The organism is Paraburkholderia sp. ZP32-5, assembly GCF_021390495.1.
In the GTDB taxonomy this organism is placed as follows: Bacteria; Pseudomonadota; Gammaproteobacteria; order Burkholderiales; family Burkholderiaceae; genus Paraburkholderia.
On record NZ_JAJEJP010000002.1, the window covers coordinates 525081 to 541163 of the forward strand.

Here is a 16083-nt window from a genome sequence, read left to right on the forward strand (position 1 = left end):
TGCCGGCCGGCGCGCGAATCATTCATCACGAAGGAGGCAATGGCGATGGCGGCTGAGCGGGGCACGAACGGGAGTGGTGAAACGTGCCGGTCGACGGGCGGCAGGCCGCGGCGTTGGGCGCGTTGGTCGGGCATCGCGTTGCTTGCATGGTCGACGTTGATGCCGCTCGCACATGCGGGTTCGGACGATGCCGCGAGCTATCCCGACAAGCCGATCCGGATCGTCGTTGCGTACGGCGTGGGCGGCGTGGCCGACAACATCGGCCGCGTGCTTGCCGCGGGGCTGACCCAGGCGCTCGGCCAGTCCGTGTATGTCGATAATCGCGGTGGTGGCGGCGGCACGATTGGCGCGACGATCGTCGCGAAAGCGGCGCCCGACGGTTATACGCTGCTGCTGACGAGCCCGCCGATGATCGCGGTCGCGCCGTTGCTGATTCCGGATCTCTACTACAACCCGAAGAAAGACTTCGCGCCGATCGGCACCTTCGCGACCACACCGAACATTCTCGTTGCCAACACGGCGTTGCCGGTGCATAGCCTCGCGGAACTGGTGTCTTATGCGAAGGGCCCGGGCAAGGGCGACGTGAGCTTTGCATCGGGCGGCACCGGCAGCACCGGTGATCTATCGGGGCAGATTCTGAACCGCACCGCGGGCATCGACATGACGCCGATTCCGTACCGCTCGTCGGCGCTGGGCTTTCCCGATGTGATCGCCGGACGCGTGTCGTTCATGTTCGATTCGATTCCGTCGACGCTCGGCTTTATCCGTGCGGGCCAGGTGCGGCCGATCGTCGTGATGTCGGATCAGCGCTCGCCGCTGTTGCCTAATGTGCCGACCGCGGTCGAAGAGGGCTACCCGGCCGCGACGATGCAGTTCTGGATGGGACTCGAAGGGCCCGCGGGCTTGCCGGCGGGAGTCGTCGCGAAGCTCAACGCGGCGATGCACGCGGCGATGAAGTCGCCGCTCGTGATCCGCAGTCTCGAGCATCTGGGCGCGCAACCGTTCCTCACGTCGCCGGCCGAATTCGGCGCGTTGCAGGAGCGCGATATCGCGCGATACAAGCCACTCGTGCGCGAAATCGGCTTGCACGCGGCAAATTAGTCACGACACACGACACACCACGCACGACGCACCACCTGTCACCAGCCAGCGGCACGGCGCCGCGGGGTGACGCTCGGCCGTCGCGCCAACCATCGAATTCGATCGATATTTCTGGAGACCGCTAGATGACATCGGGGATGACCATCACGGTAAACGGCAAGCAGCACGAGGTTCAGGCCGACGCCGAAACACCGCTGGTTTACGTGTTGCGCAACGAGTTGGGTTTGCACGGCACCAAGTTCGGTTGCGGCGTCGCGCAGTGCGGCGTCTGTTCGGTGCTGCTCGACGGCCAGGAGATCCGCTCCTGCATCATGCCGGTCGCGATGGTGGTCGGGCATGAGATCACGACGCTCGAAGGGCTAGGTCCGTTGTGGCAGCAGAAAAAGAAAACCGCGCCTGCTGCAACGGCCAAGGAAAGCACTAACGCCGATCTGCATCCGGTGCAGCGCGCGTGGATCGATCATCAGGTGCCGCAGTGCGGCTATTGCCAGAGCGGCATGATGATTCAGGCGGTGAGTCTGCTCGAGACGAACCCGCAGCCGAGCCGCGCGGATATCGTCGCGTCGATGCAGGGGCACATCTGCCGGTGCGGCACGCATATGCGGATCATCGCGGCCATCGAACAGGCCGCCACGCAGATGGGCAAGGAAGGATAAGCGATGACCATCAACGAGCTTCAGTCCTCGACGGACCATGTCGCATCGCTGAAACGGCGCGGCTTTCTGAAGGCCGGCGGCGCGCTGGTGGTGGCGTTCTGCCTGCCGTTGTCCGCCTCTTGCGCCGAATCGGGCGAGAGCTTTCCGAAAGTGCCCCCCGAACAACTCGATTCGTGGCTGGCGATCGGCCAGGACGGTTCGGTGACCGCGTTCACCGGTCGCATCGATATGGGCACCGGCGTGCAGACCGTGTTCGCGCAGGCGGTGGCCGAGGAACTCGATGTGAACGTCAACGCGGTCACGGTGATTCTCGGCGATACCGTGCGCACGCCTGAACAGGGCAAGTCGACGGCCAGTAACAACATCGCGCGCAATCTGCCGCCGATGCGCCAGGCGGCCGCGGAAGCGCGCATGACGCTGCTCGGCCTCGCCGCGGAGAAATTCAACGTGCCCGCGGCGCAGCTCACTGTGAGCGACGGCGTCGTCAGCATGCCGGGCAATACTCGCAAGCTCAGCTATGGCGAGCTGATCGGCGGCGGGCGTTTCAACGTCACGCTCGGTGTCAAGGGTACGGGCAACCAGACGAAACTGATCGGCCGCGCGCCGTTGAAGAATCCGAAGCATTTCAAGGTGCTCGGCACGTCGGTGCCGCGCGTGGATATTCCGGCCAAGGTACGCGGCGAGTGGAAGTACGTGCACGACGTGGTCGTCGACGGGATGCTGCATGGCACGGTCGTGCTGCCGCCCGCGCGCGGCATGAAGCTGGTTTCCGTCGATGGCTTTCCGCAGCCGGTGCCCGGTGTCGTCAAGGTGGTCACGCGCGGCAATTTCGTCGGCATCGTCGCGCAGACCGAGCAGGCCGCGGTGCGCGCGCGCAATTCGCTGCGCGTCACGTGGACGCCCGTCACGCACGAGAACTTCGACGACGTGTACGCGGCGGTCGACCGTACGCGCATCATCCAGGAACACGTCGAAGGCAACGTCGGCGACGTCAAAACCGCGTTCGCGAACGCGGCCAATATCGTCGAGGCCACTTACCGGCTGCCGGTCAATTCGCACGGCATGATGGGGCCGTCGTGCGCGATCGCCGATTTCCGCGACGGCGCGCTGACGATGTGGTCCGGCACGCAGTGGCCGGACGGCACGCGCCGTGACGTCGCCAAGATGCTGGGTCTGCCGGTCGACAAGGTCCGTGTGATCTGGGTGCAGGGATCGGGTTCGTATGGCCGCCTCGGTGTCGACGACGCGGCCGGCGATGCGGCACTGCTGTCGCAGGCGGTCGGCGCGCCGGTGCGCGTGCAGTGGCAGCGCGCCGACGAAAACCAGTGGTCGCCGTTCTGTCCGGCCGCGGTGATCCAGGTGAAGGCCGGTCTCGATGCGCACGGCAATATCATCGCGTGGCAATTCGAAAACCGCACGCCAGGGCATTCGACCGCCGAGCGCGGCAATATCCTCGCGTGGCGCGCGCTCGGAACCAACCCGGGACACGACCGCCTGAGCGGCGGCGCGGACAATCCGAGCTACAACATTCCGAACCTGCACGTCGTCACGCATTACACCGACGAGGTCGTGCGCGCGATCTACATGCGTTCGGTGGCGGGCATCCAGAACGCGTTCGCGATCGAATCCCATATGGACGATCTGGCCGCGAAGGCGGGCATCGATCCCGTCGAATTCCGGATCAGGCATACGGCCAATGCGCGTTCGCGCCACGTGATCGAAACGGTGGCGCGCAAGGCGGGCTGGAAAGCATTGCAAAAGCCCAAGGTGGACGGCGATCTGATCGAGAGTCGCGGTATCGCGGCGTTGTGCGCCGGCGACGGCAAGCTCGAAAACCACGGCGCGTGGGGCAACCTCGCGACGATCGTCGATATCGTGCTGAACCGGCGCACCGGCACGATCCGCGTGAAGCGCGTGTTCGTCGCCTTCGACGCGGGCCGGATCGCCAATCCGGACGGCCTGCGCGCGCAGGCGGAGGGCGGCACGCTAATGGGCATCAGCCGCGCGCTGAAGGAGCAGGTGCTGTTTCGCGGCGGCGCGGTCGCGTCGGCGGACTGGCTCACCTATCCGGTGCTGCAGTTCAACGACGTGCCGGAGTCGCTCGAAGTCGAGCTGATCAATACCGACAATCCGCCGCTCGGTGCGGGCGAAGTGCCGAACGTCACGCCGGCTGCGGCGATCGGCAATGCGGTATTCGCGGCAACCGGCGTGCGCATACACGAATTGCCGCTGACGCCGGAGAAGGTCAAGGCGGCGCTCGCCACGACGTGATCGTTGCCCGCTGCTGTATGCGCGGGCACATCCGTTGGGCACATCCGCTATTGGCCGCTTCTTTATTCAAGTTATCTGCTTCACGTTACTCGCCGGGCCGCCGCGGCGTGATCGCGCGCGAGCCCCTTACGTCAGCACGAGTCAGCATGAAAATCATAAGGCACGCATGAAACCGCTGAATCTGATGCACGCCATCGCTGTGGGGGCGGCGATGGCCTTTGCGATGATCTCCCCCGCGTCGGCCGCGCAGCCCGAAGCGATGTCGCGCGGCGCTTATCTCGCACGCGCCGCCGATTGTGTGGCCTGCCACACGGTTGCCGACGGCAAGCCGTTCGCGGGCGGGCTGAAGATGGGCACGCCGTTCGGCAACATCTACAGCACCAATATCACGCCCGACAAGCAGACCGGCATCGGCGGCTACACGCTGGCCGATTTCGATCGCGCGGTGCGCCACGGCGTCGCGCAGGACGGCCATCAGTTGTATCCGGCGATGCCTTATCCGTCGTACGCGAAGATCAGCGACAGCGATCTCGCGTCGCTGTATGGCTACTTCATGCACGAGGTTGCGCCGGTGCATCAAGCGAACCGGCCGGGCGAGATCAAATGGCCGCTGAACATCCGTTGGCCGCTCGCCATCTGGAACCGGATGTTCGTCGATATGCATCCGTATGCATCGGACGCCGCGCACGATGCCGCATGGAATCGCGGCGCGTATCTGGTGCAGAGTCTCGGACACTGCGGCGCGTGCCATACGCCGCGCGGTGTCGGCTTCCAGGAGCAGAGCACCGGCGGCGGCAGCGAATTTCTCGGCGGCTCGACGCTCGACGGCTGGACGGCCAGCGATCTGCGCGGCGACCAGGCGGCGGGGCTCGGTCGCTGGAGCCATGCGGACATCGTCGCGTTCCTGAAGGACGGGGGCAACGCGCACGCGTCTGTGTTTGGTTCGATGATCGACGTGTACAACAACAGCTCACAGTTCCTGACCGACGACGACCTGAGCGCGATTGCCACTTATCTGAAGTCGCTGCCGCCGTCGCATCCGGACGCGCCGGGCTGGACCTACGACGATACGACCGCGCAGGCGCTGAAGCACGGCGATTTTTCGAGCGCGCAGGGTCTCAGCGGCAGGGCGGGCGCGCAAGTGTTTCGCACGCAATGCGCGAGTTGTCACGGCGTCGACGGCAAGGGGCTCGGCGATCGGCTGCCGTCGCTTGCCGGCAATCCGAACGTGCTGGCGGAGGATCCTTCATCGGTCGTCAATCTGATTCTGAACGGCTCGCAGCGCGTGGTTCGCCACGGCATGCCGGACTCGTACCGGATGGCGCCGTTCAGACTGCAGTTGAGCGATCAGGAAATCGCGGATGTCGCCACGTGGATTCGTCATGCGTGGGGCAATCGCGCGGGCGCGGTGACTGCCGCCGATGTCGCGAAGCTGCGCGCGTCGACCGATATGAGCAGCAATCAGGTGATCATTCTGAAGATGAGATAAGCGTGTGGTGCCCCCCGCGTGAGAATCGCGGGGGCATGTGTGCACGACGCGAAGCAAAGCACGAAAGAAGACGCAAACAAAGCACATAGCAAAACGGCCGCACCCGTCGATCCTCCCGACGCGTGCGGCCGTTTCAATTGAACTCTGCGAATCAGTCCGACTTCAGTTGAAGATTGCTCGGCTGGCGCTTCTCGATCGAGTACTTCAGCAGCGCGGCCGAACGGAAAATCCCGTGAGCGAATTTGCCGTACGGCAGCGTCAGGAACAGCCCCATCACGATGCCGAGGTGAACGGCGAGCAGCAGGCTCATCGCCGTGCTATCGCGCATCACGAGCAACAGCAGACCAGTCGCCGCGGTGAGCAGCAGCAACGCGATAAAGCCGCGATCCATCGGACGCTGGTTCGGGTCACCCTGACGCGCGTCGCGCCGCAGATTGAGCCACAGCAAACCGGCCGGCCCGATCAGCAGCCCGAGGCCGCCGAGCGTGCCCAGCAGCACCGGCACACTGAAGAACGGATACGGTGCGGGGTAGTCCAGCAGATAGTCGTACAGCGTGCCCACACAGGTCGCCGCGAAGCACAGCATGAAGCCGTAGAACGTCAGATGATGGAAGCGCCGGCGCGCAAGCGAGAACGAGTCGTCCTCGTTGTTGCAGCCCTTGCCGTGACCACCGCCGAGATAGCGCAGGCGCAGCGCGTCGTGCGCGGCTTCGGCCACCGCCGCGCCGCTTGCCGAGCCCGGCGTGATGCCGCGCCAGAAGCGCGTGACGCCGATGCCCAGCGCGAGGATCACATACAGAAACACCGCGCCGAACATCTGCGCGAGCAGGTTGTGCGGAAACACCGCATAGAAGTTGCCCGCGAGCGGTTCCCTCAACCAGCCTCCGCCGATGCCCGCCGCCAACGCGAGGAACAACGCGAGGCCACCGGCGAGCGCCAACGCGACCGTCAGCCCGTTGTGTCGATACAGCTCGCCGAACGGTCGCGGCCACGCGAAATCGGCGTAGGTGTCGACGCGAACCTTCGCCATCGCTTGCGGCACGTTGACGCCGAATTCGTGCGGCGGCGCGTACTGGCACGCATGCAGGCAGGCCCCGCAGTTGTGGCACAGATTCGCCAGATAGTGGACGTCGGCCTTGCTGAATGCGAGGCGCCGGTTCATCGCCGGAAACACCGCGCAGAAGCCCTCGCAATAGCGGCACGCATTGCAGATCTGCATCACGCGCGCGACTTCGCTTTCGTTGTCCGTGCACTCGCCTTGCAGAATCTGCGTCTGCGAGCGGAAGGTGATCGGCTGCTCGCGTACGCCGGCGGCCGTCATTGCGGCGTCGTGGATCAGGTCGTCAAGCGGCTGCATGGTGGGCTTCCTTGTTGTTCTGGGTATCGGGGGTGTCGGGTGTGTTCTGTGCGCGCTGACCCGGCCGCGCGGCGCGTGCCGCCTGAGCGCCGGCGATGCGTCCGAACGCGGTACCGATCGACATGCCCACACCGGCCGTATAGCCCTTGCCGAGCACGTTGCCGGCCATCATCTCGCCGGCCACGAACAGGTTGTCGCTCGGCTGGTCGTTGAAGCGCACCGCCGCGGTATCGTCGACTTTCAGGCCGAGGTAGGTGAAGGTGATGCCGGGACGCACCGCATACGCGTAGAACGGCGCGGTATCGAGCGGGCGGGCCCAGTGTGTTTTCGCGGGCTCCAACGCCTCCGTGTGGCAGTCGTCGAGCACGGTATGGTCGAACTGGCCGACGCGGCAGGCGGCGTTGTAGTCGCCGACGGTTTGCATGAACTGCGCTTCGTCGACGCCGATCTTGCGCGCGAGTTCGGGCAGCGTATCGGCCTCGATGCCGGGAAACACCGGCGGCATGAAGCGGCCGATCGCCTTCGCGTCGATGATCGAATAGGCGATCTGACCGGGCTGCATCGCGGTGAGGCGGCCCCAGATCGCGTAGCGCTTCGGCCAGAAGTCCTCGCCTTCGTCGTAGAAGCGCTTCGCTTCCCGATTGACGACAATGCCGAGCGACACGCAGTCGATGCGCGTGCAGATGCCGCCATCGTAGAGCGGCGCGCGCGCATCGATCGCCACGCAATGCCCTTGCGACGGATCGCCGATGATGTCCGCGCCGTGCTCCATCATGAACTTCAGCAACGTGCCGTTGTTAAAGCGCGTGCCGCGGATCAGGATTTTCTCGCCCGGCCATTCGCCGCGTTCGTTTTGCCCCCACGCTTCGCGCAGCCATTCGCGATTCGATTCGAAACCGCCGCAGGCCAGCACGCAGCTGCGTGCTTCGATCCGCTCGCCATTGCAATAAGCAGCGATGAAGCGGCCACCGTCGCCGAGTTCCAGCGAATCGACCGGGCTCTCATAGCGGATCTGCACGCCGAGCGCTTCGGCGCTGCGGTAATACGCGTTCACGAGTGCCTTGCCGCCGCCCATGAAAAACGCGTTGGTGCGCGACAGATGCAGCGTGCCCGACAGCGGCGGCTGGAAATTGACGCCGTGCTTACGCATCCAGTCGCGGCACGACGACGAATGACGAATCACGAGCCGCGCCAGATGCTCGTTCGTGATGCCGCCCGTCACCTTCAGCAGGTCTTGCCAGAATTCCTCTTCGGGGTACGCGTCGACCAGCACGTCTTGCGGCGCGTCGTGCATGCAGCGCAGGTTACGGGTGTGTTGCGAGTTGCCGCCGCGCCATTCGCGCGGCGCCGCTTCGAGCAGCAGCACGCTTGCGCCTGCCTCGCGGGCGGTCAGGGCCGCGCAGAGGGCGGCATTGCCGCCGCCGATTACGAGAACGTCGATCATGGGGGGAAGTGTGGTTATAGCCAGCTTCCCACTGTAGAGACGACGCCGCGCCGCGGCCATCCGGCGCGGCGCAAGGGGTCTTCACGATTCGTGAAGGGTCGCTCCGGGCCAGCGGCCGTCCCTGACCTGCGCGGCGGCGACCTGCGCGAGCAGCACGCGGGTCGCGAGCGCGGCGGGCGATAGTTCGTCGTCGGAGAGGCTCACCAGCAGATTCGGCCGATGCAGGAAGCCGTCGCGGATCAGCCGCACGTCGAACGCTTCGCTGCCGAGGCGCGCAGTGGCGGCGCCCGGCTGAATGGTCGCGCCGAAGCCGTCTTGCACGAGGTCCATCAGCACGGTCAGGCCATCCACTTCGGCGACGATTTCCGGCGCCGCGTGGGTGCGCGCGAACGCGGCATCGAGCAGCGCGCGCAGGCCGTGGCTATTGCTCGGCAGCACCAGCGGCACGCCGGCGAGATCGCGCAGACGGATCTCCTTGTCCGGCGGCATGCCCGCGAAGCCGGGCTTGGCAATCAGAAACAGCCGCTCGTCGAGCAGCGGCAGCACGCTCCAGCGGCGCGCGGTGTCGGCGCGAAACATCACGGCCAGATCGAGCTGGCGCGCGTTCAGCATGTTGCCGAGATGGCCCGATAGCGTCTCCACCAGATGAACCCGCACGCCCGGGTAGCGCTCGCGCATCGCGTGCAGCAGCGGCAGCGCCAGCACCGACGCGGTGGTCGGCGCGAGTCCGACGCTGACGTGGCCGCTCAGCCGGGCTTCGTGCGCGCTGTGGATCGCATTGTCTGCATGACGCACCGCGAGCTGCGCCTGGCGCAGGAACGCGATGCCGGCATCGGTCGGAATCACGCCGGTGGCGGTGCGCGTCAGCAGCCGGGTCGCCAGTTCGCTTTCGAGGCGGCTGATCTGCTGGCTGAGCGCCGACGTCACCATGCCGAGGTCCGCCGCCGCGCGGCCGAGTCCGCCGTGCTCGACGACCTTGATGAAATAACGCAGCTGCCGCAATTCCATGTATCGGGTTCCAGAGGTTGCTTCGGGATCGAGCCGGAAGTGTCGCATACGGGGCGCGCGTGGGGGCGTCCGTGGGCACGCGTGGCGCCTATCAGCGCCCATCCGCGCCCGGCGGTGAGGGTTTCCCAGCAGGTTTGCCAGCCGTTATCGCCGCCCGGACGGCGCTTCGTGAACTTATCGCGCGCATCGATTAATGGGCAAAAACTACTTGTTTGTGCTGATGAAATGGCGGACTTAGCATGCGTCTATCGCATCGGCAGCCGTTGCCGTGCAATACGAGGCATCCAGAAGAGGAAACCGAATGTCTGTCCAAACACCCGACCGGACCTGGGCCGAAATCGTCGTCCAGGCATTGAAAGCCAATGAAGTGCGTCTCGTCACCTACGTACCCGACAACGTGCTCAGGCCGTTGATCGACGCTGTGCATGCCGATCCGTATTTCACGGTGGTCTGCCCAGCGCGCGAGGAGGAAGCCGTCGGCATCACCGTCGGCGCTTATATGGCCGGCATGCGCGGCATCACGCTGATGCAGACCAGCGGCTTCGCGACGCTGCCCAATGCGCTCGCGTCGCTGGTGCGTCCTTATCAGCTGCCGCTCGTGATGCTGATTTCCGAGCGCGGCACACTCGGCGACTTCCAGCTCGGCCAGGCGGTCGTGTGCCGCACGATGCGCCCGGTGCTCACGTCGCTCGGCATCGAGCACTTCGCGATCGAACGGCTCGACGACGTCGAGTTCGTGGTCGACCGCATGATCAAGCAGGCGTTCTCCACGCTGGAGCCGGCCGCGATCATCCTTTCCCCGCTGCTCACGAAAAAGAGCAACACGTCCCACTGAAGGCGGATTTTCCATGACCTCAACCGAAAACCACATGGTGGCGCGTAGCGACGCCCGCGTGATGAACCGCTCGGAGCTGACGCGCAGGCTCGTCGCCCGTCTGAAAGCGAACGAGGCCGTGATCGGCGGCATCGGCAACACCAACTTCGATTTGTGGGCCAGCGGCCAGCGGCCCGAGAACTTCTACATGCTCGGCAGCATGGGGCTCGCGATTCCGATCGCGCTGGGCGTCGCGATCGCGCAGCCCGAACGCCGCGTCGTCGCACTCGAAGGCGACGGCTCGTTGCTGATGCAACTGGGCACGCTCGGCACGGTTGCGACGCGCGCGCCGAAGAATCTGCTGATGGTGGTGTGGGACAACGGCATCTATCAGATCACCGGCTCGCAGAAGACGCTGACCTCCAGCACCGTGGATCTGGTGGCGATCGCGCGCGGCGCGGGTATTCGCCAGAGCGCGTGGGCCGCCGACGAAGCGCACTTCGACGCGCTGGTCGAAAGCGGGCTGGCGTCGCAGGAACCCACCTTCATCGCGGTCCACACGGACGGCGCGAAACCCGCCGGCGTGACCGAGCGCGATCCCGCGAAGATTCGCCAGCGCTTCATGGCGGGCATCGCTGCTTGATTCATCCGATAAGGCACCCGAGGAGTATCCGATGTCACAACTGCTGATTGGCGGCAAGTGGGTCGACGGCGAGTCGTCCCAGCCGCTCACCGACAAGTATCACGGCAGGGAATATGGGCGCATGGCGGTCGCGTCGCCCGAGCAGGTGAACCGCGCGGTGGATGGCGCGCTGGCCGGCTTGCGCGAGTCAACGCTGTCGCCGTACGAGCGCTACCGGATTCTGCTGGAAGCAGCGCGCGTGATCGATAGCCGCCGCGCGCTGCTGATCGAACTGATGCGCGACGAAGCAGGCTTTACGCGCGCCGACGGCGAAAACGAAGTAAGCCGCTGTGTGCAGACGCTCGAACTGTCCGCTGAAGAGGGCAAGCATCTGGCCGGCGAACTGGTGCCGATGCAGGCCGCCGCTGGTGTGAAGAATCGCCTCGGCTTCACGATTCGCGTGCCGCGCGGCGTGGTGTGCGCGATCACACCGTTCAACTCGCCGTTGAACACGCTCGCGCACAAGGTCGGCCCGGCGATCGCGGGCGGTAACTCGGTGGTGATCAAGCCGTCGAACGTGACGCCGCTGTCCGCGGTGGAGTTATGCAAGGCGCTGATCGACGCGGGCTTGCCCGCGAATCTGCTGGCCCTCGTGCATGGCTCGGGCAGCGCGATCGGCCGGCAGTTGCTCGCCGATCCGCGCATCGCGTTCTATGCGTTCACCGGCAGCACCCAGGTGGGACGCGAGATCCAGCAGGCGGCCGGCTTGCGCGGCATGCAGCTCGAACTGGGCAGCATCGCCAGCACGATCGTGTGCGCGGATGCCGACATCGACATGGCGATCCCGAAGATCATCAACGCCGGTTTCCGCAAGGCGGGCCAGGTGTGCACGTCGGTGCAGCGTCTGTTCGTCGCGCGCTCGATCGTCGATACGTTCATCCCGAAGTTCGTCGCCGCCGTGAAGGCGACGCCGTGCGGCGACCCGGCCGATCCGAAAACGGTGATCGGCCCGATGATTTCGCAGCACCACGCAGAGCGTGCCGAGTCATGGGTACGCGACGCGGTGCAAAGCGGCGCGCGAATCCTGACCGGCGGCCGGCGTGAAGGCGCGCTGTTCGAACCGACGGTACTGCATGGCGTGCGCGACAGCATGAAGGTCGTGTGCGAGGAAATCTTCGCGCCGGTCGTGTCGATCATCGAGTTCGACCGGATCGAGGAAGCGGTCGCGGGCGCCAATGCGAGCGATTTCGGCCTCGCCGCGGGGCTCTTCACGCGTGACCTGCAAACGGCGCTGCGCACGGCCCAGCAGCTCGCGTTCGGCGGCGTGCATATCAACGAGGCATCGAGCGCGCGTATCGATGCGATGCCCTTCGGCGGCGTGAAGGACAGCGGCTTCGGCCGCGAAGGTCCGGCCTGGGCGATTCGCGAAATGACCGAGGAGCGTCTGATCACCGTCGCTTATTGAAGCGGGTATCGATGCAGGCATTGATGCAGGTATTGATGCGGTGGGCGCGAGCTGTTGGTGATCCAACGGCGGGCCTGCTGTACGAGCCATCTGACTGACTGAACCGGAATCAACATCTTGGATACATCCCTTTCGACGAACAATGTGCTGCGCATTGCCGTGGACATTGGCGGTACCTTCACCGACGGCGTGGCGACGCTCTCGCCGGCGGGGCGCATCTGGGTCGGCAAGACCCCCACCACGCCCGACGATCCAGGCGAAGCGGTATCGACCGTCGCGCTGAACCTGCTGAAGCAGGTCGCCGATTCGATGGGCGACGCGGCGCCGCAACTCGCTGAAGTCGTGCACGGCACGACGCTGATCACCAATACGCTGATCGAGCGCAAGGGCGTGAAGACGGGCCTGATCACGACGCAGGGCATGCGCGACATGCTCGATATCGGCCGCGAGTGGCGCTACGACATCTACGATCTCGACATCGTGATGCCGACCCCGCTGGTCGCGCCGGAACAGCGCGTCGAGGTCGACGAACGGCTCGATGCGCGCGGCGAAGTACTGACGCCGCTAACGGAAGCATCGCTGGACCGCATGATCAACGCGCTCGGCTCGCTCGGCGTCGAATCGGTCGCGGTGTCGCTGCTGCATTCGTATGCGAACGAGACGCACGAAAAGCGTATCGAGGCGGCGCTGAAAAAGGCGTTGCCGAATCTGTCGGTGTCGGTATCGGCCGATCTCGCGCGTGAGATCAAGGAGTTCGAACGCACGTCGACGACCGTTGCGAATGCCTACGTGAAGCCGATCGTCGCGACGTATCTGCATGAGCTGGAGAACCGCATTGCGCGCATCCAGCCGGATATTCCGCTGCGCGTGATGGTGTCGAGCGGCGGCTTTACGTCAGCGAAAGCCGGCGCGGAATCGCCGATCCTGCTGCTCGAATCCGGCCCGGCGGCGGGCGTGCTGTCGGCGCTGAACACCGCATACCAGAACGACATCAAGCGTGTGCTCGCGTTCGATATGGGCGGCACCACCGCGAAGGCTTGCGTGGCCGTCGACGGTGAAGCGCCGGTTGCGCATAGCTTCGAATGCGCACGCGTCGAGCGCTTCAAACGTGGATCGGGCCTGCCGATCCTGATTCCGAGTATCGAGCTGATCGAGATCGGCGCGGGCGGTGGATCGATCGCGTATTGCAACCGGCTGGGTCTGCTGAACATCGGGCCGGAGTCGTCAGGTTCGGTGCCGGGGCCGGCGTGCTATGCGCGCGGCGGCACCGATGCCACCGTCACCGATGCGGACCTGTTGCTCGGCTATCTGAATCCGTCGAACTTCCTTGGCGGCGAAATGAAGCTCGACACCGATCTCGCCACCGCCGCGATGGAACGGCTCGCGAAGCAACTGGGCATGGCCACGACCGATGTCGCGTGGGGCATCTACAACATGGTCAACGAGAACATGGCGAGCGCCGCGCGTATCCATATCGCCGAAAACGGCCACGATCCGCGCGAGTTCGCGATGGTCGCGACCGGCGGCGCGGGACCGGTGCACGCGGTCGAAGTGGCCCGCAAGCTGCGCATTCCGCGCGTGCTGATCCCGATCGCGGCGGGCGCCGGTTCGTGCCTCGGCATGCTGGCCGCGCCGGCGCGTGTCGATCGCTCGTTCTCGAATCCGCAACTGCTGGCGGACACCGAGTGGACCCAAGTTGCGGCCAATCTCACGGCGCTTCGGCGCGAAGGCGAGGCCGAGCTGGAGTCGGCCGGCGCGACCGACGTCGAGTGGCGCATCGGTGCGGAAATGCGCTATTTCGGCCAGGGTGCGGACGTGTCGGTATCGATTCCGTACGAAGCGGTGACCGATGCGACCGGCGCGAAGGTGCTGCAGTCCTTCGAGCAGCAATACGAGAAGCTGTACGGACGTCTGGTGCCGAATGCGCGGCCGCAAGTTGTCACGTGGCGTCTCACCGGCCGCGAGCGCACATCGGGCCAGCATTTCGAATGGGGCGACAACCGCGTGAAGGCGACCGACGCGCTGCGCGGCAGCCGCCCGGTTTATCTGCCGCTGCGCGGCGAATACGCGGATGTGCCGGTCTACGACCGCTATTCGGTGCAGCCGGGGCAGACCTTGCAGGGGCCGCTGATTCTCGAAGAGCGCGAGTCGACCATCGTGGTCGCGGTGAAGTCCGACGTCACGGTGCTGGCCGACCTCACCACTTCCGTCACCATCAAGGAGTTTGAATAAATGACTCAGCTCTCCACGGCGCCGTCCGCGGTGCCCCAGAAGCGGGCCGCCACGTTCGATCCGATCGAACTGGAAATTTTGTGGAAGCGCCTGATTAGCGTGGTCGACGAGGCCTCCGCCGCGTTCGTGCGTACCTGCTTTTCGACACTGGTGCGCGACGGTAACGACTTTGCGATCGTGCTGACCGATTCGCAGGGCCGCTCGCTCGCACAATCGACGATGAGCCTGCCGGGCTTTATCGGCTGCCTGCCCGCTACTGTGCGCCACGTGATCGACAAATATCCGACGCCGACGATGAAAGAAGGCGACGTGTTCATCACCAACGATCCGTGGAAGGGCTCCGGCCATATTCACGATGTGACCACCGTTACGCCGATTTTCCGCGACGGCAAGGTGGTGGCGTTCGCGGCGGTGGTGTCGCATCTGGTCGATATCGGCGGCAAGCTGCGCAGCAATAGCAGCCGCGAGATCTACGAGGAAGGCCTGCAGATTCCGATGATGAAGCTGCTCGACGCGGGCACGCCGAACGATGTGCTGATCGAGATGATCATGCAGAACGTGCGCGCGCCGGAGCAGGGCATGGGCGATATCTGGGCGCAGGTATCGGCGTGCCGCAAGATGGGCGAACGTCTGCAAGGTCTGCTCGATAGCGTCGATCTCGATGCGCTCGGCGCCGAGGTGCGCCGTCGCTCCGAGCAGGCGATGCGCGACGCGATCTCGAAGATCCCCGACGGCGTGTATGAGTCCGTCGTGCTGCACGATGGCTTCGAGAATCCGATCGAACTGCGCTGCAAGCTCACCGTGACCGGCGACCGCATCGACATCGACTACGCGGGCACCAGCGCGCAACTCGCACGCGCGGTCAACGTGGTGCCGATCTATACGTTCGCGTACACGGTGTATGGGATCAAGACGCTGCTGTGCCCGGATATTCCGAACAACGAAGGCAGCTTCGTGCCGATCACGACGACCGCGCCGCTCGGCTCGCTGCTGAACCCGACCTATCCGGCTGCGTCCGGCGGGCGCAGTGCGATCGGCCATCTGCTGCCGGCTTGCGTATTCCGCGCGCTCGGCGACGTGATGCCGGACAAGGTATGGGCGGGCGGCTCGCCGAATTCATCGATGACGATGTCCGGCGAACATCGCGGCCAGCGCTTCGCGGTGGTCAATTTCGTCAACGCGGGGCAGGGCGCCAACGCGTGCCGTGACGGTTTTTCGGCGATGAGCTTCCCGGCCAACCTCGGCAATACACCAGTCGAGATGATGGAGTCGCTGGCGCCGATCAAGGTGCTACGGCGCGAAATCCGTCGCGGCAGCGGCGGTGCGGGCCAGCATGCGGGCGGCTGCGGGATCAGTTTCGAATATGAACTGATGCCCGATGCGTCCAACGTCAGCGCGTCGTTCCTGATGACGCAGCTCAAGTCGTCGCCGCCGGGACTCGCGGGCGGCGGCGCGGGCAAGCCGGGGCAACTGCTGATCAACGGACAGGTCGTCGATCCGACCGAGCCGCGCGTGCTGAATGCCGGCGACCGCGTGCTGATGGAAACGGCCGGTGGCGGCGCATACGGCGCGCGCTGACTTAACGAGCGCGGCGAGCCTGGGTGGGCCGCCGCGCGCACCTGTT

Annotated in this window: 12 protein-coding genes; 9 read left to right on the top strand and 3 right to left on the bottom strand. The window is 65.4% G+C overall.

The genetic code is table 11. The features are described from left to right. Positions 1-159 precede the first annotated feature (159 nt). The 4 genes from L0U82_RS21170 (at position 160) to L0U82_RS21185 (ending at position 5517) form a co-directional block, all read left to right on the top strand. On the top strand, positions 160-1101 hold the full coding sequence (locus L0U82_RS21170) for a Bug family tripartite tricarboxylate transporter substrate binding protein (RefSeq protein ID WP_233834205.1): 942 nt from the start codon (positions 160-162) through the stop codon (positions 1099-1101). 137 nt (positions 1102-1238) lie between these two features. Continuing rightward, a complete protein-coding gene (locus L0U82_RS21175) occupies positions 1239-1757 on the top strand; it encodes a (2Fe-2S)-binding protein (protein WP_233834207.1) in 519 nt (172 codons plus the stop codon). Positions 1758-1760: 3 nt separating this feature from the next. Continuing rightward, a complete protein-coding gene (locus L0U82_RS21180; RefSeq protein ID WP_233834209.1) occupies positions 1761-4028 on the top strand; it encodes a xanthine dehydrogenase family protein molybdopterin-binding subunit in 2268 nt (755 codons plus the stop codon). A 166-nt stretch (positions 4029-4194) separates the two neighbouring features. Then, positions 4195-5517: a c-type cytochrome gene (locus L0U82_RS21185; protein ID WP_233834211.1), complete on the top strand. Its 1323-nt coding sequence runs from the start codon at positions 4195-4197 to the stop codon at positions 5515-5517. A gap of 151 nt (positions 5518-5668) precedes the next feature. Here the strand turns inward: L0U82_RS21185 and tcuB are convergent, their stop codons facing one another. From tcuB to L0U82_RS21200, 3 genes are all read right to left on the bottom strand, one after another. Then, positions 5669-6874: a tricarballylate utilization 4Fe-4S protein TcuB gene (tcuB, locus tag L0U82_RS21190; protein WP_233834213.1), complete on the bottom strand. Its 1206-nt coding sequence runs from the start codon at positions 6872-6874 to the stop codon at positions 5669-5671. Further along, on the bottom strand, positions 6861-8318 hold the full coding sequence (gene tcuA / locus L0U82_RS21195) for an FAD-dependent tricarballylate dehydrogenase TcuA (RefSeq protein WP_233834215.1): 1458 nt from the start codon (positions 8316-8318) through the stop codon (positions 6861-6863). Before tcuA ends, tcuB begins: the two co-directional genes overlap by 14 nt. A gap of 81 nt (positions 8319-8399) precedes the next feature. After that, a complete protein-coding gene (locus tag L0U82_RS21200; RefSeq protein ID WP_233834216.1) occupies positions 8400-9326 on the bottom strand; it encodes a LysR family transcriptional regulator in 927 nt (308 codons plus the stop codon). Between the two features lie 301 nt (positions 9327-9627). On the opposite strand from L0U82_RS21200, the gene L0U82_RS21205 reads away from it, so the two are divergent. From L0U82_RS21205 to L0U82_RS21225, 5 genes are all read left to right on the top strand, one after another. After that, on the top strand, positions 9628-10161 hold the full coding sequence (locus L0U82_RS21205) for a thiamine pyrophosphate-binding protein (protein ID WP_233834218.1): 534 nt from the start codon (positions 9628-9630) through the stop codon (positions 10159-10161). Positions 10162-10174: 13 nt separating this feature from the next. After that, positions 10175-10783, top strand: coding sequence for a thiamine pyrophosphate-dependent enzyme (locus tag L0U82_RS21210; protein ID WP_233834220.1), 609 nt, complete (start codon positions 10175-10177; stop codon positions 10781-10783). A gap of 31 nt (positions 10784-10814) precedes the next feature. Beyond that, positions 10815-12227 carry an aldehyde dehydrogenase family protein gene (locus L0U82_RS21215; RefSeq protein ID WP_233834222.1) on the top strand — a complete coding sequence of 471 codons (1413 nt, stop codon included), beginning with the start codon at positions 10815-10817 and terminating at the stop codon, positions 12225-12227. Between the two features lie 117 nt (positions 12228-12344). Next, a complete protein-coding gene (locus L0U82_RS21220) occupies positions 12345-14459 on the top strand; it encodes a hydantoinase/oxoprolinase family protein (protein ID WP_233834223.1) in 2115 nt (704 codons plus the stop codon). Further along, the gene (locus L0U82_RS21225; RefSeq protein WP_233834224.1) at positions 14460-16037 is read left to right on the top strand and encodes a hydantoinase B/oxoprolinase family protein; all 1578 of its coding nucleotides are present in this window, start codon (positions 14460-14462) and stop codon (positions 16035-16037) included. Positions 16038-16083 lie beyond the last annotated feature (46 nt).